Source organism: Marinobacter sp. AN1, assembly GCF_026013985.1.
GTDB lineage: Bacteria > Pseudomonadota > Gammaproteobacteria > Pseudomonadales > Oleiphilaceae > Marinobacter > Marinobacter segnicrescens.
The window spans coordinates 437,073-452,416 of record NZ_CP110342.1 but is presented as its reverse complement, the minus strand read 5'-3'; the positions used below and the strand labels follow the sequence as shown (position 1 = coordinate 452,416).

The following is a 15,344-nucleotide window of genomic DNA, read 5'->3' as shown; positions in this document are numbered from 1 at the left end:
TGCTACGTTTACCGCGTAAGAATGCAGGTCCCGACCCTGTCGCCGGGACCAAACGTTCGCCATCCTGAACAACAACAAACAGAGGAACGCGCATCATGAAACGTCGTTCATTGTTCAAACGCGCCGCCGCGGCGGTAGCGCTGTCTGCTCTCATGGCCTCTCCGCTGGCCAGCGCCCAGGAAAAATTCACCCTCCGCCTCGCTGAAACCTGGGGCCCGAACTTTCCCATCTTCGGTGAAGCCACCAAGAGTATGGCCAAGATGGCCGAGGAAATGTCAGACGGGCGCCTGCGGATCCGTATCGATTCCGCCAACAAGCACAAGGCCCCGCTGGGCGTCTTTGATATGGTCAAGGCCGGCCAGTACGACATGGGCCACTCTGCCTCCTACTACTGGAAAGGCAAGGTACCCAATACCCTGTTCTTCACCAGCATGCCCTTCGGCATGACCGCCCAGGAACAGTACGCCTGGTTCTACTACGGTGACGGCATGGAGCTGATGCAGGAAGTCTACGAGCCCCACAATATGCTGTCCTTCCCCGGCGGTAACACCGGCATCCAGATGGGTGGCTGGTTCCGTAACGAGATCAACTCCCTGGAAGACCTGGAAGGCCTGAAAATGCGCATTCCCGGCTTTGCGGGTGAAGTGTTCGCGGAAGTGGGCGTCAACCCCACCAACATTCCGCCGGGCGAGCTGTACACCGCCCTGGAACGTGGCACCATCGACGCGGTGGAGTGGGTCGGACCGGCCCTGGACCTGCGTCTCGGGTTCCAGCAAATTGCTGACTACTACTACACCGGCTGGCATGAACCAGCCACCGAGCTGCAGTTCCTGGTCAACAAGGACGTCTGGGAAAAACTGCCCAAAGACCTCCAGCAGATTCTCCGGGTGGCCATGCGCACCGCGGCCTACGACATGATGATTCAGTCCGTGCACGAAAATGCCAAGGCCTGGGCCTCTATCCAGGAGGAACACCCGAACGTGAAGGTGAAGAACTTCCCGGATGAGGTGTTCCAGGCCATGGTCGAAGCCAACAAGAAGCTCCTGCGCGAAGCCGCAGAGGGTGACGAGCTGGCCGCGAAAATCATCGAGTCCCAGGAGAAGTATCTGAAGGACGCCCGCGCCTACATCGACATCGCCGACCGTGCCTACCTGAACAACATGGCTGAAGTCGAGTAAACAGACCGATAAGGCAGGCACAGGTTGTCATGCCCGACGCCGGAGTCTCCCAGCGAGACTCCGGCGTTGTTATCTGTGGGGGAAGTTTGTGAAAAAGACACCGCGTTCGCGTAAACTACCGGCGTTTTTTCCACAGGCCTGCCCCAAAACCGGAACCTGAAGCCGGGTGGCCGTATTCCCGGAGCACGAGGATTCATCATGCGATGGCTCAGACTGATTGATAACGGGCTAGGACGCATAGCTTACATGTGTGGCTGGATTGCCAGTGTGGCGTTCATTCTGCTGACATTGAACGTTTTCTACGACGTGGTCGCGCGCTACGCCTTCAACAATGTCTCCATTGGTATGCAGGAGATGGAATGGCACCTGTATTCGGTGGTATTTCTGATGGGTATTCCCTATGCCCTGCGCACCGACGGCCACGTCCGCGTGGATGTGCTGTACACCAAATGGAGCGAAACCTTCAAGGCCTGGGTCAACCTGGTGGGCGCGCTCCTGCTGGTCATCCCTTTCGCGGCCTTTATAGCCTGGCTGGGTATCGACTTCGCCGTCGAGTCCTACAACCTGGGCGAAAGCAGTGGTGATCCCGGAGGCCTGCCCCACCGATGGATCATCAAGAGCCTGATTTCCTTTTCATCCTTCTTTACCGCCATCGCGGGTATCAACATGGTGACCTACGCCATTCGCGTGCTGAAACGCGATGCCCACTATGAGAACAGCGAACACAGCGCCGGAGGTCTCGCATGATCGGTATTATTATGTTCGGCGTGTGCTTGCTGATGCTGCTGTGGGGTTTCCCGGTAGCGTTCACCTTTGGCGGTGTAGCACTGCTGTTTGGCCTGATCGCCGAGGGCCCCAGCCTGTTCGCGTTCATGCCCTACCGCATCATGAGCATCATGACCAACACCACGCTCATGGCGGTCCCCCTGTTTATCTTCATGGGCCTGGTGCTGCAACGGACCAAGCTGGCAGAGCAGTTGCTGGAGTCCATGGGCAAGTTGTTTGGCGGTGTACGCGGCGGCCTTGCCATTTCAACCATCCTGGTCGGTGCATTGCTTGCCGCCTCTACCGGCGTGGTCGGCGCGAGCGTGGTAGCCATGGGGCTGATCTCCCTGCCGGTCATGCTTCACCACGGCTACAAGACCGAGCTGGCCACCGGCACCATCTGCGCCTCCGGCACCCTGGGACAGATTATCCCCCCCTCAATCATCCTGATTATCCTCGGGGATGTGATGGGGCTGCCGGTAGGCGACCTGTTCAAGGCCGCCGTGGTGCCCGGGCTGATACTGATCGGTCTCTACGTGGCCTACATTCTGATCATGTCCTTCCTCAAACCGGAAATCGCCCCTGCCATGCCCCGGGATGAAAACCAGTCCAGGGCCCAGGAGGTGCGTAAAGCTCTGCTGGCGGTTATCCCGCCCCTGGCCCTGATCATCGTGGTACTGGGCTCCATCTTTGCCGGGGTGGCCACGCCAACCGAATCTTCTGCCCTTGGGGGCGTGGGTGCGGTTATCCTGGCACTGCTGTACCGCCAGTTCTCCTGGCAGATTATCTGGGATTCGGCGAAGGATACGGTCAAGGTCACCGCCATGGTGTTCGCCATCCTGGTGGGCGCCACGGCCTTCTCCATGGTGTTCAGCTACACCGGCGGCGACTACCTGCTGGAAGAATGGATGCTGGCGCTCCCCGGCGAAAAATGGGGCTTCCTGATCCTGTCGATGCTGATCATCCTGTTCCTGGGCTTCTTCATCGACTTCGTGGAAATCTCGTTTATCGTGGTGCCTATCCTGGCGCCGATTGCGGAACTGCTTGGCATCAACATGCTGTGGTTCGCCATCCTGATCGCCATGAACCTGCAGACCAGCTTCCTGACGCCTCCGTTCGGGTTCAGCCTGTTCTACCTGAAGGGCGTGGCACCACCAGGGGTAGCCACTACCCAGATCTACCGGGGCGTGGTGCCGTTCATCCTGATCCAGATCGCAGTGGTCATTACGCTGTTGGTGTTGCCCGAATGGTTCGGGCTGAGCGCGACCTCCGGATACTGATCAATGTGCGTTCAAGGGGTCGGCACATGCCGGCCCCTTTTTTTTGCCTGCAACCCTATCCAACCTTCGCAATGATTGATGTGTTCCGCAGAACGAGAGAAGATACCGTTTTCAGCATTCACGGATGAACCCTGCTGCCCCTCTATTCAAACCAACAAACACAAAAAGGGACATGCCATGAAACTCAAAGATTCCGTCGCCATCGTAACCGGCTCATCGTCCGGCATCGGCGCTGCCATTGCCCGCCTGTTTGCGGAGCACGGCTGCCATGTGGTGATCAACTACAGCAATAACGAGGACGGCGCCCGTGCCGTTGCCTCTGACTGTGAACAGCACGGCGTACAAACCCTCGTCTGCAAGGCCAATGTGGCCGAAGATGCCGATTGCAGGACCCTGGTGGATGCCACCCTGGAGAAGTTCGGCCGGGTGGATATCCTCATCAACAACGCCGGCACCACCAAGTTCTGCGACCACAACAACCTGGACGGCCTGGACAAGCAGGACTTCCTCGATCTTTACGCTGTTAACACCGTGGGCGCCTATCAGATGACCCGGGCCGCGGAAAAAGCGCTGCGCGCCAATGGTTCCGGCCACATCATCAACATGGCTTCCATCGCCGGCCTGGCAGGCATCGGCAGCTCCATTGCCTACGCTGCTTCCAAGGGCGCGCTGGTCACCATGACCCGTTCCCTGGCCCGGGTGATGGGACCGGAAGTCAGGGTAAACGCCGTATGCCCGGGCTTTGTTCAGGGTGAGTGGCTGAAAAAGGGTCTTGGCGAGGATAAATACAACGCCCTGCTGGAGAAAACAAAGGGCGCCGCGCCCCTGCACGACGCCGCCTCACCGGAAACCGTGGCGGACGTCTGCCTGGGTCTGATCATCGGCGGTGACCTGACCACAGGCGAAACCATTCTGATCGACGGCGGCGCGCACCTGGGTGCAGCCCCGGTCCGTCGATAAAACCAGGGAGCAAGCAATTCCATGAGTGACAAACCCAGCATCCTGATCGTTGGCGCCGGCGCTATTGGCAGTTTTTACGGTGCCATCCTCAAGAAGGCCGGCTGCAAGGTCAGCACGGTCCTGCGGTCGGAATACGACGCCGTGAAGGCCAACGGCATCCGCATCTCCAGCCCCCTGGGGGACCTGTCCTACCGGCCGGATCACGTTTATCGTGACGGCGACAGGCCGGAAGAAACTCCCGATTACCTGATTCTCTGTGTGAAGGTGCTGCCCGGTGTGGATCGCGCGGCGCTGGTCCGTCCATGGATGGGCGCCAATACCCGCCTGGTACTGATCGAAAACGGCCTGGATATCGAGCGGGAACTGGCGGACGCCTACCCGGACAACCCCATTATCAGCTGCCTGGCGTTTATCGCCGCCAGCCGCACCGAGCCCGGGGTGGTCGAACACAAGGCCTATGGCAAACTGGTGATGGGCCGCTACCCGGAAGGCATCGACGAAAACTGCCGCGAGCTGTCCCAGTTGTTTATCGACGGCGGTATCAACATCGACCTGACCGAGCAGGTGGTGGGAGAACGATGGCGCAAATGCCTGTGGAACACACCCTTCAACCCGCTCTCCGTCATCGCCAACGGTGCGGATACCCGGACCATCCTGGACACCGAGGGCGGCGAACAGCTGATCCGCTCCATGATCCGGGAAGTGATGAACGTGGCCGAGGCCGAGGGCTACCCCATGGATGACGATGTGATCGAGCAGAACATCGAAGGCACCCGCAAGATGCCCCCCTACAAGAACAGCATGGCCCTGGACTACCTCAACGGACGCCCCATCGAACGGGATGCGGTTCTGGGCAACGTCGTGGCGATTGCCGAACGCCACGGTATTCCGGTGCCTCACCTGAATACCGTGCTGGTTACGCTGAAGATGCGGGCTCGCCTGGAGAACCGGGACTGACCGGGGAACCAGAGCGAGCTCGCGTCGGGATGTATCACCTGCTTCCACCTAGGGAACCTGGCTAACCAGTTCCTGGGCTCTAAGTGCTGCGAGACGTAGTGTCGGTTTTTTTTACATACTCTCCGGGAGGGCTCCGTCCCTCCCTTTTACTTTCAGAAACGGTCAGCCGGATTTTTCGTTGAACATGGAAATCCGGCCACCGTCTACCACCAGGTCGTGGCTGTTAATAAACGAGCCCTCGTCGCTGGCCAGGAATACCGCGGCATTGGCAATATCCAGCGCCAGCCCCGCCCGGGGAAGCGGCGTTGCCTTCGCCAGGTTCTTTTCAAGCTTTTCCATCTTGGCCTGATTTTCCTCGTCACTCAGCGTGTTAGCCCTTTCCGAACCGCCCCAGAAGATCGGCGTTGCCACCGCCCCGGGAGAGATCGCGTTCACCCGGATGCCCTCAGGCCCCAACTCTACACCAGCCAGCCTCGTCAGGTGACTGACCGCCGCCTTGGCACCGGAATACAGGTAGCCACCCTGACCCAGACGGTGGGCTGCAATACTGGAGTTGTTGATAATGCAGCCGGAGCCCTGCCCCCGCATCACCCGGGCGGCATGTTTGATGCCGAAAACCACGCTGCCGGTGAGCAGGCGCATGATATGGCTAAACTCCTCCTCGGTGACCGAATCGAGCGTCGTGCGGTCACCCGCTCCGGCGTTGTTGAACAGACAATCCAGCCGTCCGAACTGCTCAACGGTGCGGTCCACCAACACCTCGATATCGCGCTCATTCATGACGTCAGCTTTCATGAAAACCGCGTTTTCGCCCAGCGCATCAGCCAGCTTCTCGCCTTTCTCAACGCTGCGACCCGCAATCACAACCCGGGCACCCTCTTCCACAAAGCGGCGGGCCGTGGCCTCACCGATACCGCTGGTACCACCGGTGATGACAGCGACTTTGCCGTCCAGGCGTTTACTCATGTGCGTCCTCCTTTTTACCAAGTTTATGAACCGGCACAGGATGTCCCGCGCTCAACGATTGAAACACTACCTCAATAGTTGGTGATCCACACCTAATAAGCTGCAACATTACCGGACAACATTGCACCTAAGTACCCCTCCACCTGATAAGTTTATTCCTAAGACCGGCTCTGCCGCACTTCACCACCTACGTCGAAGCAGGCTTACATTGGGCCATGCACCATTCAAAAAATGCGACCTATGGACGAATTTATATCTACCACCCAAGGCTAGTTTTATGTCAGTAATTTTTACAGTTATAGATCTTTTGGTGCACCTGATATCGCTAATCCATTGCCAAAAGGTATTTTTTCCGATTTGGCACATTTAATGCTTAAAATAACCCAAAGCGCTCATCACAGGCGCCGTGCTAAATTCGGGAGAAAGAGTTATTGTCAAATCTGGTGTATGACCATCAGGCAGCGTTCCTGTCAGATTGATCTTCCACCTGTATTCCATCCTGAAACTGCACGTTGTCCACGACCAGCTTCAGTTGGTCGAACCCCTTGATCCGCTTCCAGCGCTTTTGGGCGGACTGTAGCAGTTTGAACACCATCGATAACGTGGTGTCGCGGTTGCCGCAAGAGCGGCTTCGCTTGGTTCTCAGTCGCACTGTGGCGAAAGTGGATTCAATCGGATTGGTCGTCCGTAAGTGAATCCAGTGAATCGCCGGAAAATCGTAGAAGGCCAGCAGCTCGTCACGATCCTTCTCCAGGTTTTCCATGGCCTTTGGGTACTTGTCCCGGAACCGCCTCAAGGTGCTATCGAACGCCTTGTGAGCGCTGTCTCGCGTCTCGGCCAGATAGATCTCGTGCAGTGCCGATTTCACCTTTGGCTGCACGGACTTGGGCAGTTTGTCCAGCACGTTAGCCGTCTTGTGGACCCAGCACCGCTGGTGCCGGGTGTCCGGAAACACCTTGCTCAGGGCCTTCCAGAAGCCCAGTGCGCCGTCGCCAACAGCTAGCTTGGGCGAAGGCTCCAGGCCTCTTTCCCGTATGTCCGTGAGCAGCTCTCGCCAGCTGGCTTCGGACTCCCGGTGGCCATCCTCGACCGCAACCAGCTCCTTGTGGCCGTGCTCGGTCACGCCGATGATCACCAGCAGGCAGAGCCGGTCATCCAGGCGGACGTTGCTGTACACGCCGTCCGCCCACCAGTAGACGTAACGCTTCTGGCTCAGGTCTCGTCGCTGCCAGTCCTTGTGCTCATCAAGCCACTTCGCCTTGAGCCGAGACACTGTGTTGGCCGACAGGCCATTGGCTTGTTCACCAACCAGCGCACTCAGGGCCTCCTGGAAATCACCAGAGGAAACACCTCGCAGGTAGAGCCAGGGAATCAGTTCCTCCAGGCTCCGGGCGCGCTTCAGGTACGGTGGCAGCAGGTGGCTGTTGAAGCGAATGCCAGAGCCACTGCGATCCCGGACCTTGGGAACCTGCACTTCCACGTCACCGACGCCTGTCTGGACGGTGCGCTTGGGAAGGTGCCCATTACGCACCACTGCCTTGCGACCATCAGGTGCCTTAATGTCCTCATATTGCCTCAACAGACTCTCCAGCTCTGTCTCGACAGCCTGTGCAATCAGGTCCCGGGCACCCTGCCGGATCAACTCGTGCAACGGATCGTTGCTGGCTACCTCTGGTTGTGAAAGAGCATGCAGGTTAGACTTGGGCATGGCGTATCATTCCTCTGTTGGTTGTGATCTTGGCGGTGATCAACCAACAGGATACGCCACCCCTTCAGCCTGCTTCCATACACCAGAAATCACCATAACTCCGGGAGAAAGGGATGAATACTACAAAATTTTTCAGGCTTTCTGCGTCGCCGGGGCGTTCATCTTCTCGCCAATGGTCTCAGCCGGCATCATTGTGCAAGAAGGAGTCGCAGGTGGCAGTGGAGATGTCGACAACCTGCTTTCCAACGCCTGCTCCGGCAACATTACGGGACCTGCGCTGACCGTTCAGGGCTGTCTGAACAATAATCATGACATTTTCGTCGACCTAACCAGTGACGAGAACCTTTTTATATCGGGTGGGCAGGCTTCGCTTGTGGCTGAAGACGGCGGGTTCAGTTTTCTCGATATCGCGCTGAGCACTGAAGGGTATACCTTCGGCAAACTCCAGTTGAACATTGACGCCAGTGATGATGGTTTTGTCTATTTTACGGGAGATCCAGGTGGAGACAGTGACTCCTTTGAGCTATCCAAAAATGGACAGAACAAGTTCACCATTACCGGCGAAAATTTCAACTCAGTTTCCTTTTTTACTGATGTTGACAGCCTCTCTGTAGACCTCGTCGCTGACCTGAAGCAGATTCGTCTCGGAGGAATTGAAGTACCTGTGCCTGAGCCCGGCTCGCTGGCCCTTCTCGGACTTGGCCTGATCGGCCTGCGGTTTGCCCGTCGGCGCAGCAAGGCTTCCTGAGCCTCGGGAGCAACCTGCAAAAACAACAAACCCCGCTCAAGGCGGGGTTTGTTGTTTCAGGGAACCGGTCAGCTGGCCGGTTCCCGAAAGGTACCCAGACTTACTCGACGTCCGAGTTGTTCAGGTACGCCCGGTCAGAGATGTTGGTCCAGGGGCGAATCTGCTCCATGTACTCACGCTGGGAATCAACGATCTTCTTGGTGAGCGGGTCTTTCTCGGCCATTTCGGCCAGCAGCTTCTTGGTAGACGCACGCAGCGCTTCCATGACTTCATCCGGGAAGGTACGGAACTTCACGTTCGGGTACTCTTCCTGGATGCTGCTCCAGGCCTTGCCGCTTTCGTGCATGGTCTGGATGTACATGTCATAGGCGGCGGTGCGCATGGCGACCCGGAGCACTTCCTGCAGGTCTTCCGGCAGCTTGTTCCAGGTGTCCTTGTTGATGAGCCACTGCAGTTCTGCAGACGGCTCCTGCCAGCCACCGTAATAGTAGTCAGCAATCTGGTGGAAGCCCATGGGCAGGTCCAGTGCCGGGCCGACCCACTCCAGTGCGTCGATGGTGCCACGCTCCAGGGCGGTGAACAGCTCACCTGGCGGGATGTTGGTGACGGCAACGCCGATATCGGACATGACTTCACCGGCAAAGCCAGGCGTGCGCATTTTCAGGCCCTGCAGGTCTTCCAGAGACTCGATCTCTTCACGGAACCAGCCGCCCATCTGGACACCGGTATTACCCCCGGGGAAGGACAGCATGTTGTGCTGGCCATAGACTTCCTGGGCAAGGTCAAAACCTTCACCGTAGTAGAACCAGGCGTACTGTTCCGGTGCGGTCATGCCGAAGGGTACGGTGGTGAAGAACATGCTGTTGGGGATCTTGCCCTTGTAGTAGTAGGACGCGGTGTGGCCGATGTCGTATTGACCCGCCTTCACCATGTCGAAGATACCAAAAGGCGCCTTGTGCTTGTTGGAGGAGTCGATGCGGATCTTGATACGACCCTCGGACATCTTTTCAACCATGGCCTTCAGGCTACGGTTGGTATCCCCCAGAATCGGGTAGTTGGGTCCCCAGGTTTCCGCCAGTTTCAGCGTATAGGTTTCCTCGGCGACAGCCTGGCTTCCGGCAAAGGAGAGGCCCAGAAGCAGCGCTGCTGCCGTCAGCTTGGAGCGTAATGTCATAATAGTTACTTCCAGCAGTGATTTTATTATAGGTTGATTGAGCAACCGGTCCTTCAGGCAGACCGGTATGACCGGGTAATGATAGCCTCCCCGGACGGCCAATGCACATGGGGAAGTCCATGAAACACCTGTTCCTGATCCGACATGGCAAATCCAGCTGGAGCGATGCATCGCTGAGCGACCTGGATCGTCCCCTCAACACTCGGGGCCAGCGCCAGCTCAATGCCATGGCCCGCCCGCTCAAGGCAATGGGCGCACTGGACGGCGAGGTGCATGTCAGCCAGGCCTGCCGTGCCCGACAGACCATCGAGGGCCTGCTGGACCTGCTGGCTGAGCCGCAGCTGATTGGCCGGGTTCACTTTGACCCGGATCTCTACACCTTTCGCTATAAAAGGCTATTGCGGTGGATCCGGCACCTGCCCGGAGAACCAGAGAACCTGACCATCATCGGACACAACCCGGCCCTTTCAGACCTGGCAACCCGGCTCACGGGGCAAGAGACACCGGATATGGCCACCGGGTCCGTCCTGCACCTGGAGCTGCCCATTGACAGCTGGGCAAAGGTCGGGAAAGGGCAGTCCAGGGTTGTGGCCTACCTGCCTCCGAAACTGGCCAGCTATGAGCTGTTCCAGCGCAAGGCCTCGCCACCCCCGGACAAGGGCCGGGATCTGCGAAAGCAGCTACCCGCAATGTTGCACCATTTGCTGGAGCGACTACGGGCTACGCAACCGGGAGTGGTGGCAGGCGTCGACCCGGAGTTCCTGCACCAGTCCCGTATCGCCCTGCGAAGAAGTCGGGCCATCACTGAAGCGGTTTCCACCATCACCGGTGATGAATACCTGAAAAAAGCACTGCATCCCTTGAAATCCATGGCCCGCCAGACCAGTACCTTGCGGGATCTGGACGTGTTCCTGATGGAGCTTGAGGCCCGCTCCCTGGAAGATCGGCGATTACGCCAGTCCCTGCGGGCATCCGGCGCAGGGGCTTTTTTCAGGCAGTGGCAAGCCGAGTGTCAGCGGCAACTGTGCGAGCAGCTCGAGGGGAAGAACTGGCGCAAGGCCCTCGCAGCCTGGGAAACGGCTATCAATGGGAAGACGCTTTCACGCCCGCTGAAAAAGCTGACATCCAGGGCCATTCACGACACTGTCAGTGGACGGGCCGCAGTCTGCCACCAACTCTTCTCCCGCCTGGCGCCTGAGTCGCCGGACGAGCCTTTCCACGAACTACGCAAGGCCCTCAAGCGACTTCGGTACCTGGCAGAACTGGATACTCAGAGCTACCGGAGACTGCTTGACGAACTCAGGGAGCAACAGAAACTCTACGGACGGTTCCAGGATCGCCACGTCCAGCTGACCCTGCTAGACAACCTCGCTGACAACCGCAGGGACCATCAATTGCCACCGGCGCTGGCAGAAATGGCAGCAGCTCTGGATCGGGACAAAAAAAATGCCCGGGCAATCATCCTTGCCCGCCCACCAGAACTGAAGCTGGCCTGACCCCGGCAAGGGCGGCTCACACCAGCCACCACAAGAGCACCGTACCGAGGCCGACCAGCCCGGCAGCCAACAGCAACCAGGCACCCCACCCCGGGGTGACGCCACCGTCATTACTGCGGGCCCGCATGATCGTCGCCCAGGTATGGTCACCGGCAAAGGTGACATCCGTATCCTGCATACCTGGTGCCCAGGTGCACTCCTTTTCCTTATGCTTCATAAAGCTCTCCCTGAAAACCGGCCATCAAGACTGGTTCGACAGCTTACTGGTATGCGCGTACCAGCACCAACGGCTGGCACGGAACCAGCGCACAGCAAGGTGATCTGACGACCACGGCGATCGTAAGTTTGTGCAGACCACATCCACGACACCGCACATCCGAACGAGGGCAAACCGCCACCATGGATATCCTGTTCTACGACGGCCAATGCCCGTTGTGCCGAAAGGAAATTGAAACCCTGAAGCGACTGGAACAAGGTGGCCTGGGGTTCGTCGACATTCACCACCAACCGGATGATGGCCCCTTGGCCCCCGGTAAAGAGGCCCTGCTTCGACGCTTGCATCTGGTAAGCCGCCAGGGCGAGTGGTTCACGGGACTGGACGCGACCGTGCGGGCCTGGTCCCACACTTCCGTGGGCTGGCTCTTCCGCCCGCTGGCCTGGCCCCTTTTACGTCCCCTGGCCCGGCGTTGCTATGAACGGTGGGCAGACAGGCGCTATGACCAACGATATGCCTGCTACCGTTGCAACGATACGACGACCGAAACGGTTACAACGGAGCAACCGGGGTTGTAATCCGACCCCGGCATACCAACCCTTGGTAAGACGCAGTAAATGATTACGGCGACGCCAGTCGAACCGAAGCGTCACCACATTTCGCTCTCACACGGGAGGCAAGCACATGAAGGTTCTGATGGTACTGACATCCCACAGCGCAATGGGAGACACCGGACACAAGACCGGCTTCTGGCTGGAGGAATTCACTGCGCCCTACTATGTTTTCCGTGACGCCGGGGCCGACATCACCCTCGCCTCACCCAAGGGAGGACAGCCTCCGGTGGACCCCAACAGCGAGGCAGAAGACGCACTCACTGACAGCACCCGCCGGTTCAGCGAGGACGAACAGGGGCGCCAGGCCCTGGCAAGCACCAAAAAGCTCAGCGACGTCAACGTGCATGAATTTGACGCGGTATTCTACCCGGGCGGCCACGGCCCGCTGTGGGACCTGGCTGAAGATGGCGACTCCATCCGCCTGCTGGAAGACGCCAACAAGGCCGGCAAGGTCATTGGCGCGGTCTGCCATGCGCCCGCCATTTTCCGACACCCGGAATCCCCCAACGGCGACTGGTTTGTCCGTGGGCGGGGCGTGACCGGCTTCAGCAACAGCGAAGAGGAAGCCGTGGGCCTCACCAGTGTGGTGCCCTTCCTGGTGGAAGACATGCTCAAGGAAAAGGGCGGCCACTACAGCCGCGGTGACGACTGGGCTCCCCACATCGTGGTGGATGGCAACCTGATCACCGGCCAGAACCCGGCCTCCTCCGAGGGCGCAGCCAAGGCCGTACTCCAGGCCCTGGAAGACTGATCAGTCTGACGGGCTTTCTGCAGGGGGGCGCTCGTCCGCTGGCGCGCCCTCCTCGCACTTCACGCAGTTCAGCCTGAACCCCAGCATCCCCCGTCGCCCTTCCTCGGTGACCACCCAGGGCCGATTCACCCAGGGGGGTTGATGGCGCACATGCTGATTGTGGCCGCAAGCCAGCTGGGCCACCCAGTGACCCTCTTCATCACAGTGGTAACCGGTAATCGGCTGTTTCATCAAAGCCCCTTTCCGAATGCGCCCTGGTTTGTCATCACAGGCTGTCAGGCAGCCTTACCTTTTCAGGCAACAAGCCTTGAACTTGCGACCACTGCCACAGGGGCAGCGGTCATTGCGGCCGGGTTCGAGGCGACCCTCACGGGTCTCACCACTGACGTAAAGCCAGCGGCCATCCTCGCGAACAAAGTCTGACGCTTCCTCCAGATAGCCGAAACCACCCGGTAGCCGGTAGACCGCCCGGAAATGCACCTGCCCGCTGTCCCCCTGCTCACCGGAGGACAAGACCTGGAGGCTTTTCCAGTCCGGCGAATCGTCCAGCGGCAAAGACGCGGGCCGGGTATCCGGATGCCAGGTGGTCAGCAGATAGTTCGTGAGCTTCAGGACGAAGGCGCTATAACGGGAGCGCATCAGCGCCTCCGGCGTGGGAGCCGCTTCGCCCTGATGGTATCGCCGGCAGCAGTCCCGATAGGGGCGGCCGCTACCACAGGGGCATTCTGGCGTCTCAGGCATAAAGAGCTCCTCTTCCTCCGGTCACAGGCCTATCCGCTGACGGTTGTCGTGATGGGCCAATAGCTACCTATTTTGCCGTGTGTTATAACTGCCTGCTTTCTCATGCTAACCGTCGCAAGGACAGGCCCTGCCGTGCCAGCCGATATCACGATCTACCATATCCTCCTGGCCAACCTGGTGATCCTGGCCGGTTCCTGTCTGCAAGGAGTGGCCGGGTACGGTATCGGCACACTGGCGGCACCACTGCTGTTCCTGATTTCGCCGGCCTTCATACCCGCACCACTGACGCTCAATGCCGGCATACTCACGATCCTGATGCTGATGCGCAACCGCACCGCCCTGCAAGTGCGGGAGGTGCGCTACGCCATCGGCGGCGGCCTGGCCGGCGCAGCACTGGCCGGTGGCACCCTGCTGGTGATCACCGCCCAGGGCTTTGAACTGATATTTGGCACCCTGATCCTGCTGGCCGTGGTTCTCAGCGTAGCCGGGCTGAAACCCCGGCTTAATCCCCGCAACAGCATTATTGCCGGCCTGGCTTCCACCTATATGGGCACCATCACCGCCGTAGGCGGGCCACCGATCGCGATGATCTACCAGAACGAGAAGGGACCGATGGTGCGGGCCAACCTGTCCGCCTTCTTCCTGTTTGCCAATGTGTTTGTGCTGGCCACCCTGATCGTTTCCGGCTACCTGGGGATGACTGAATTGTGGCTGTTCGTGGCCACCATGCCGGGCGTTTTCATCGGCTTCTGGCTGTCCGCTGGCCTGGTTAACCGACTGCCCTTCGAGGCCCTGCGGCCCATTATCCTGGGCGTCGCGGCCATTGCCGGACTGGCAGCCCTCATACGGGGCCTGATCAACCTGAACCTCGGCTAATGGTGTCAGCGGGTCGTTACTTCCCGGCGAAGCTGCTCGATACGCTCGTCTTTCTCGGCCCAGAGCTGGCTGACCCATGCCTGGAAGGTCTCCCGGAAGGCCGGGTCATTGGCGTAGTCGCCGACAAACAGGTCGGCGGGTACCGTACGTCGCCGGATATCCACCACCACCCGCGATACCTGGCCACTGATCAGATGCCAGAAACCGGGGATGCGCCCCTCCGGATACATGATGGTGACGTCAAGAAGGGCGTGCATCTGGTCCCCCAGTGCAGCCATCACAAAGGCGACGCCGCCGGATTTTGGCTTGAGCAGGTGCCGGTAAGGTGATCCCTGTTGCCGGTGCTTGGCGGGGGTGAACCGGGTGCCTTCCAGGAAGTTCACTACCGTGACCGGCAGGTTATGGAATTTCTCGCAGGCCTGGCGGGTGATTTCCAGGTCCTTGCCCCGATCCTCCGGGTGCCTTGCCAGGTGCGCCTTGCTGTAGCGCTTCATGAAGGGGTAATCCAGGGCCCAGAAAGCCAGTCCGATCAGCGGAACCCAGATCAGTTCCTTCTTGAGGAAAAACTTGAAAAAAGGTGTCTGGCGGTTGAATGCCTCTACCAGTGCCGGTATATCCACCCACGACTGGTGATTGCAGATCACCAGGTAGGGCTGATCCCGGCCCAGGTCTACATCACTGCGAATATCCCAGACGGTCGGCGTCAGCAGGCGGAACAGCCATTTCAGCCCTTCCGCCCAGGTTTCTGCAATCCACATCACCCCCAGGGAACAAACCCGCTGCAGCGGCTTTAACGGCAGCAGGGCCTTGATCAGCCCCATGACCAGCATGGGGCCAATGCCGATCAGGGTAATCAGCAGAACCAGCAGGCAAAAGCTTGTTGCCCGGACAAGATGCAAAGCAAACACGTACCACC

Annotated in this window: 17 protein-coding genes; 10 read left to right on the top strand and 7 right to left on the bottom strand. The window is 59.1% G+C overall.

What is annotated here, in order from left to right; translation table 11 throughout:
• Positions 1-95 precede the first annotated feature (95 nt).
• The 5 genes from LJ360_RS01975 (at position 96) to LJ360_RS01955 (ending at position 5,140) form a co-directional block, all read left to right on the top strand.
• Positions 96-1,178, top strand: coding sequence for a TRAP transporter substrate-binding protein (locus LJ360_RS01975; RefSeq protein WP_091848856.1), 1,083 nt, complete (start codon positions 96-98; stop codon positions 1,176-1,178).
• A 198-nt stretch (positions 1,179-1,376) separates the two neighbouring features.
• Entirely contained in the window at positions 1,377-1,925 is a 549-nt protein-coding gene (locus LJ360_RS01970) for a TRAP transporter small permease subunit (RefSeq protein ID WP_091848857.1), read from the top strand.
• Complete coding sequence (locus LJ360_RS01965) at positions 1,922-3,223, top strand: TRAP transporter large permease (protein ID WP_091848858.1); 1,302 nt, start codon at positions 1,922-1,924, stop codon at positions 3,221-3,223. The genes LJ360_RS01970 and LJ360_RS01965 overlap by 4 nt, the downstream gene beginning before the upstream one ends.
• A gap of 177 nt (positions 3,224-3,400) precedes the next feature.
• Entirely contained in the window at positions 3,401-4,183 is a 783-nt protein-coding gene (locus tag LJ360_RS01960) for an SDR family NAD(P)-dependent oxidoreductase (RefSeq protein WP_091848859.1), read from the top strand.
• A gap of 21 nt (positions 4,184-4,204) precedes the next feature.
• A complete protein-coding gene (locus LJ360_RS01955) occupies positions 4,205-5,140 on the top strand; it encodes a ketopantoate reductase family protein (RefSeq protein ID WP_264995100.1) in 936 nt (311 codons plus the stop codon).
• Between the two features lie 162 nt (positions 5,141-5,302).
• Here LJ360_RS01955 and LJ360_RS01950 read toward each other — a convergent pair whose 3' ends face one another.
• Together LJ360_RS01950 and LJ360_RS01945 are read right to left on the bottom strand one after the other, a co-directional pair.
• A complete protein-coding gene (locus tag LJ360_RS01950) occupies positions 5,303-6,106 on the bottom strand; it encodes an SDR family NAD(P)-dependent oxidoreductase (protein ID WP_264995099.1) in 804 nt (267 codons plus the stop codon).
• 454 nt (positions 6,107-6,560) lie between these two features.
• Complete coding sequence (locus LJ360_RS01945) at positions 6,561-7,814, bottom strand: IS256 family transposase (RefSeq protein ID WP_264994805.1); 1,254 nt, start codon at positions 7,812-7,814, stop codon at positions 6,561-6,563.
• Between LJ360_RS01945 and LJ360_RS01940 the strand changes: the two genes are divergently transcribed.
• The gene (locus LJ360_RS01940; protein WP_264995098.1) at positions 7,813-8,562 is read left to right on the top strand and encodes a PEP-CTERM sorting domain-containing protein; all 750 of its coding nucleotides are present in this window, start codon (positions 7,813-7,815) and stop codon (positions 8,560-8,562) included. The two genes, LJ360_RS01945 and LJ360_RS01940, sit on opposite strands and share 2 nt — an antisense overlap.
• A gap of 100 nt (positions 8,563-8,662) precedes the next feature.
• Here the strand turns inward: LJ360_RS01940 and LJ360_RS01935 are convergent, their stop codons facing one another.
• The gene (locus tag LJ360_RS01935) at positions 8,663-9,736 is read right to left on the bottom strand and encodes a TRAP transporter substrate-binding protein (protein WP_264995097.1); all 1,074 of its coding nucleotides are present in this window, start codon (positions 9,734-9,736) and stop codon (positions 8,663-8,665) included.
• Positions 9,737-9,855: 119 nt separating this feature from the next.
• Between LJ360_RS01935 and LJ360_RS01930 the strand changes: the two genes are divergently transcribed.
• Positions 9,856-11,232 (top strand): CHAD domain-containing protein, encoded by a 1,377-nt coding sequence (locus LJ360_RS01930; RefSeq protein ID WP_264995096.1) that lies wholly within the window; start codon positions 9,856-9,858, stop codon positions 11,230-11,232.
• 16 nt (positions 11,233-11,248) lie between these two features.
• Here the strand turns inward: LJ360_RS01930 and LJ360_RS01925 are convergent, their stop codons facing one another.
• A complete protein-coding gene (locus tag LJ360_RS01925; RefSeq protein WP_264995095.1) occupies positions 11,249-11,449 on the bottom strand; it encodes a hypothetical protein in 201 nt (66 codons plus the stop codon).
• A gap of 182 nt (positions 11,450-11,631) precedes the next feature.
• On the opposite strand from LJ360_RS01925, the gene LJ360_RS01920 reads away from it, so the two are divergent.
• Positions 11,632-12,024, top strand: a complete 393-nt coding sequence (locus LJ360_RS01920) for a thiol-disulfide oxidoreductase DCC family protein (protein WP_264995094.1) — start codon at positions 11,632-11,634, stop codon at positions 12,022-12,024.
• Positions 12,025-12,130: 106 nt separating this feature from the next.
• The gene (locus LJ360_RS01915; protein ID WP_264995093.1) at positions 12,131-12,811 is read left to right on the top strand and encodes a type 1 glutamine amidotransferase domain-containing protein; all 681 of its coding nucleotides are present in this window, start codon (positions 12,131-12,133) and stop codon (positions 12,809-12,811) included.
• On the opposite strand, the gene LJ360_RS01910 is transcribed toward LJ360_RS01915, so the two are convergent.
• Positions 12,812-13,042 (bottom strand): DUF3565 domain-containing protein, encoded by a 231-nt coding sequence (locus LJ360_RS01910; protein WP_091848868.1) that lies wholly within the window; start codon positions 13,040-13,042, stop codon positions 12,812-12,814.
• Positions 13,043-13,096: 54 nt separating this feature from the next.
• A complete protein-coding gene (locus tag LJ360_RS01905) occupies positions 13,097-13,552 on the bottom strand; it encodes a YchJ family protein (RefSeq protein WP_264995092.1) in 456 nt (151 codons plus the stop codon).
• 132 nt (positions 13,553-13,684) lie between these two features.
• Between LJ360_RS01905 and LJ360_RS01900 the strand changes: the two genes are divergently transcribed.
• Positions 13,685-14,428, top strand: a complete 744-nt coding sequence (locus LJ360_RS01900; RefSeq protein WP_264995091.1) for a sulfite exporter TauE/SafE family protein — start codon at positions 13,685-13,687, stop codon at positions 14,426-14,428.
• Between the two features lie 5 nt (positions 14,429-14,433).
• Here the strand turns inward: LJ360_RS01900 and LJ360_RS01895 are convergent, their stop codons facing one another.
• Entirely contained in the window at positions 14,434-15,336 is a 903-nt protein-coding gene (locus tag LJ360_RS01895; RefSeq protein ID WP_413774389.1) for an acyltransferase, read from the bottom strand.
• Positions 15,337-15,344: the final 8 nt, after the last annotated feature.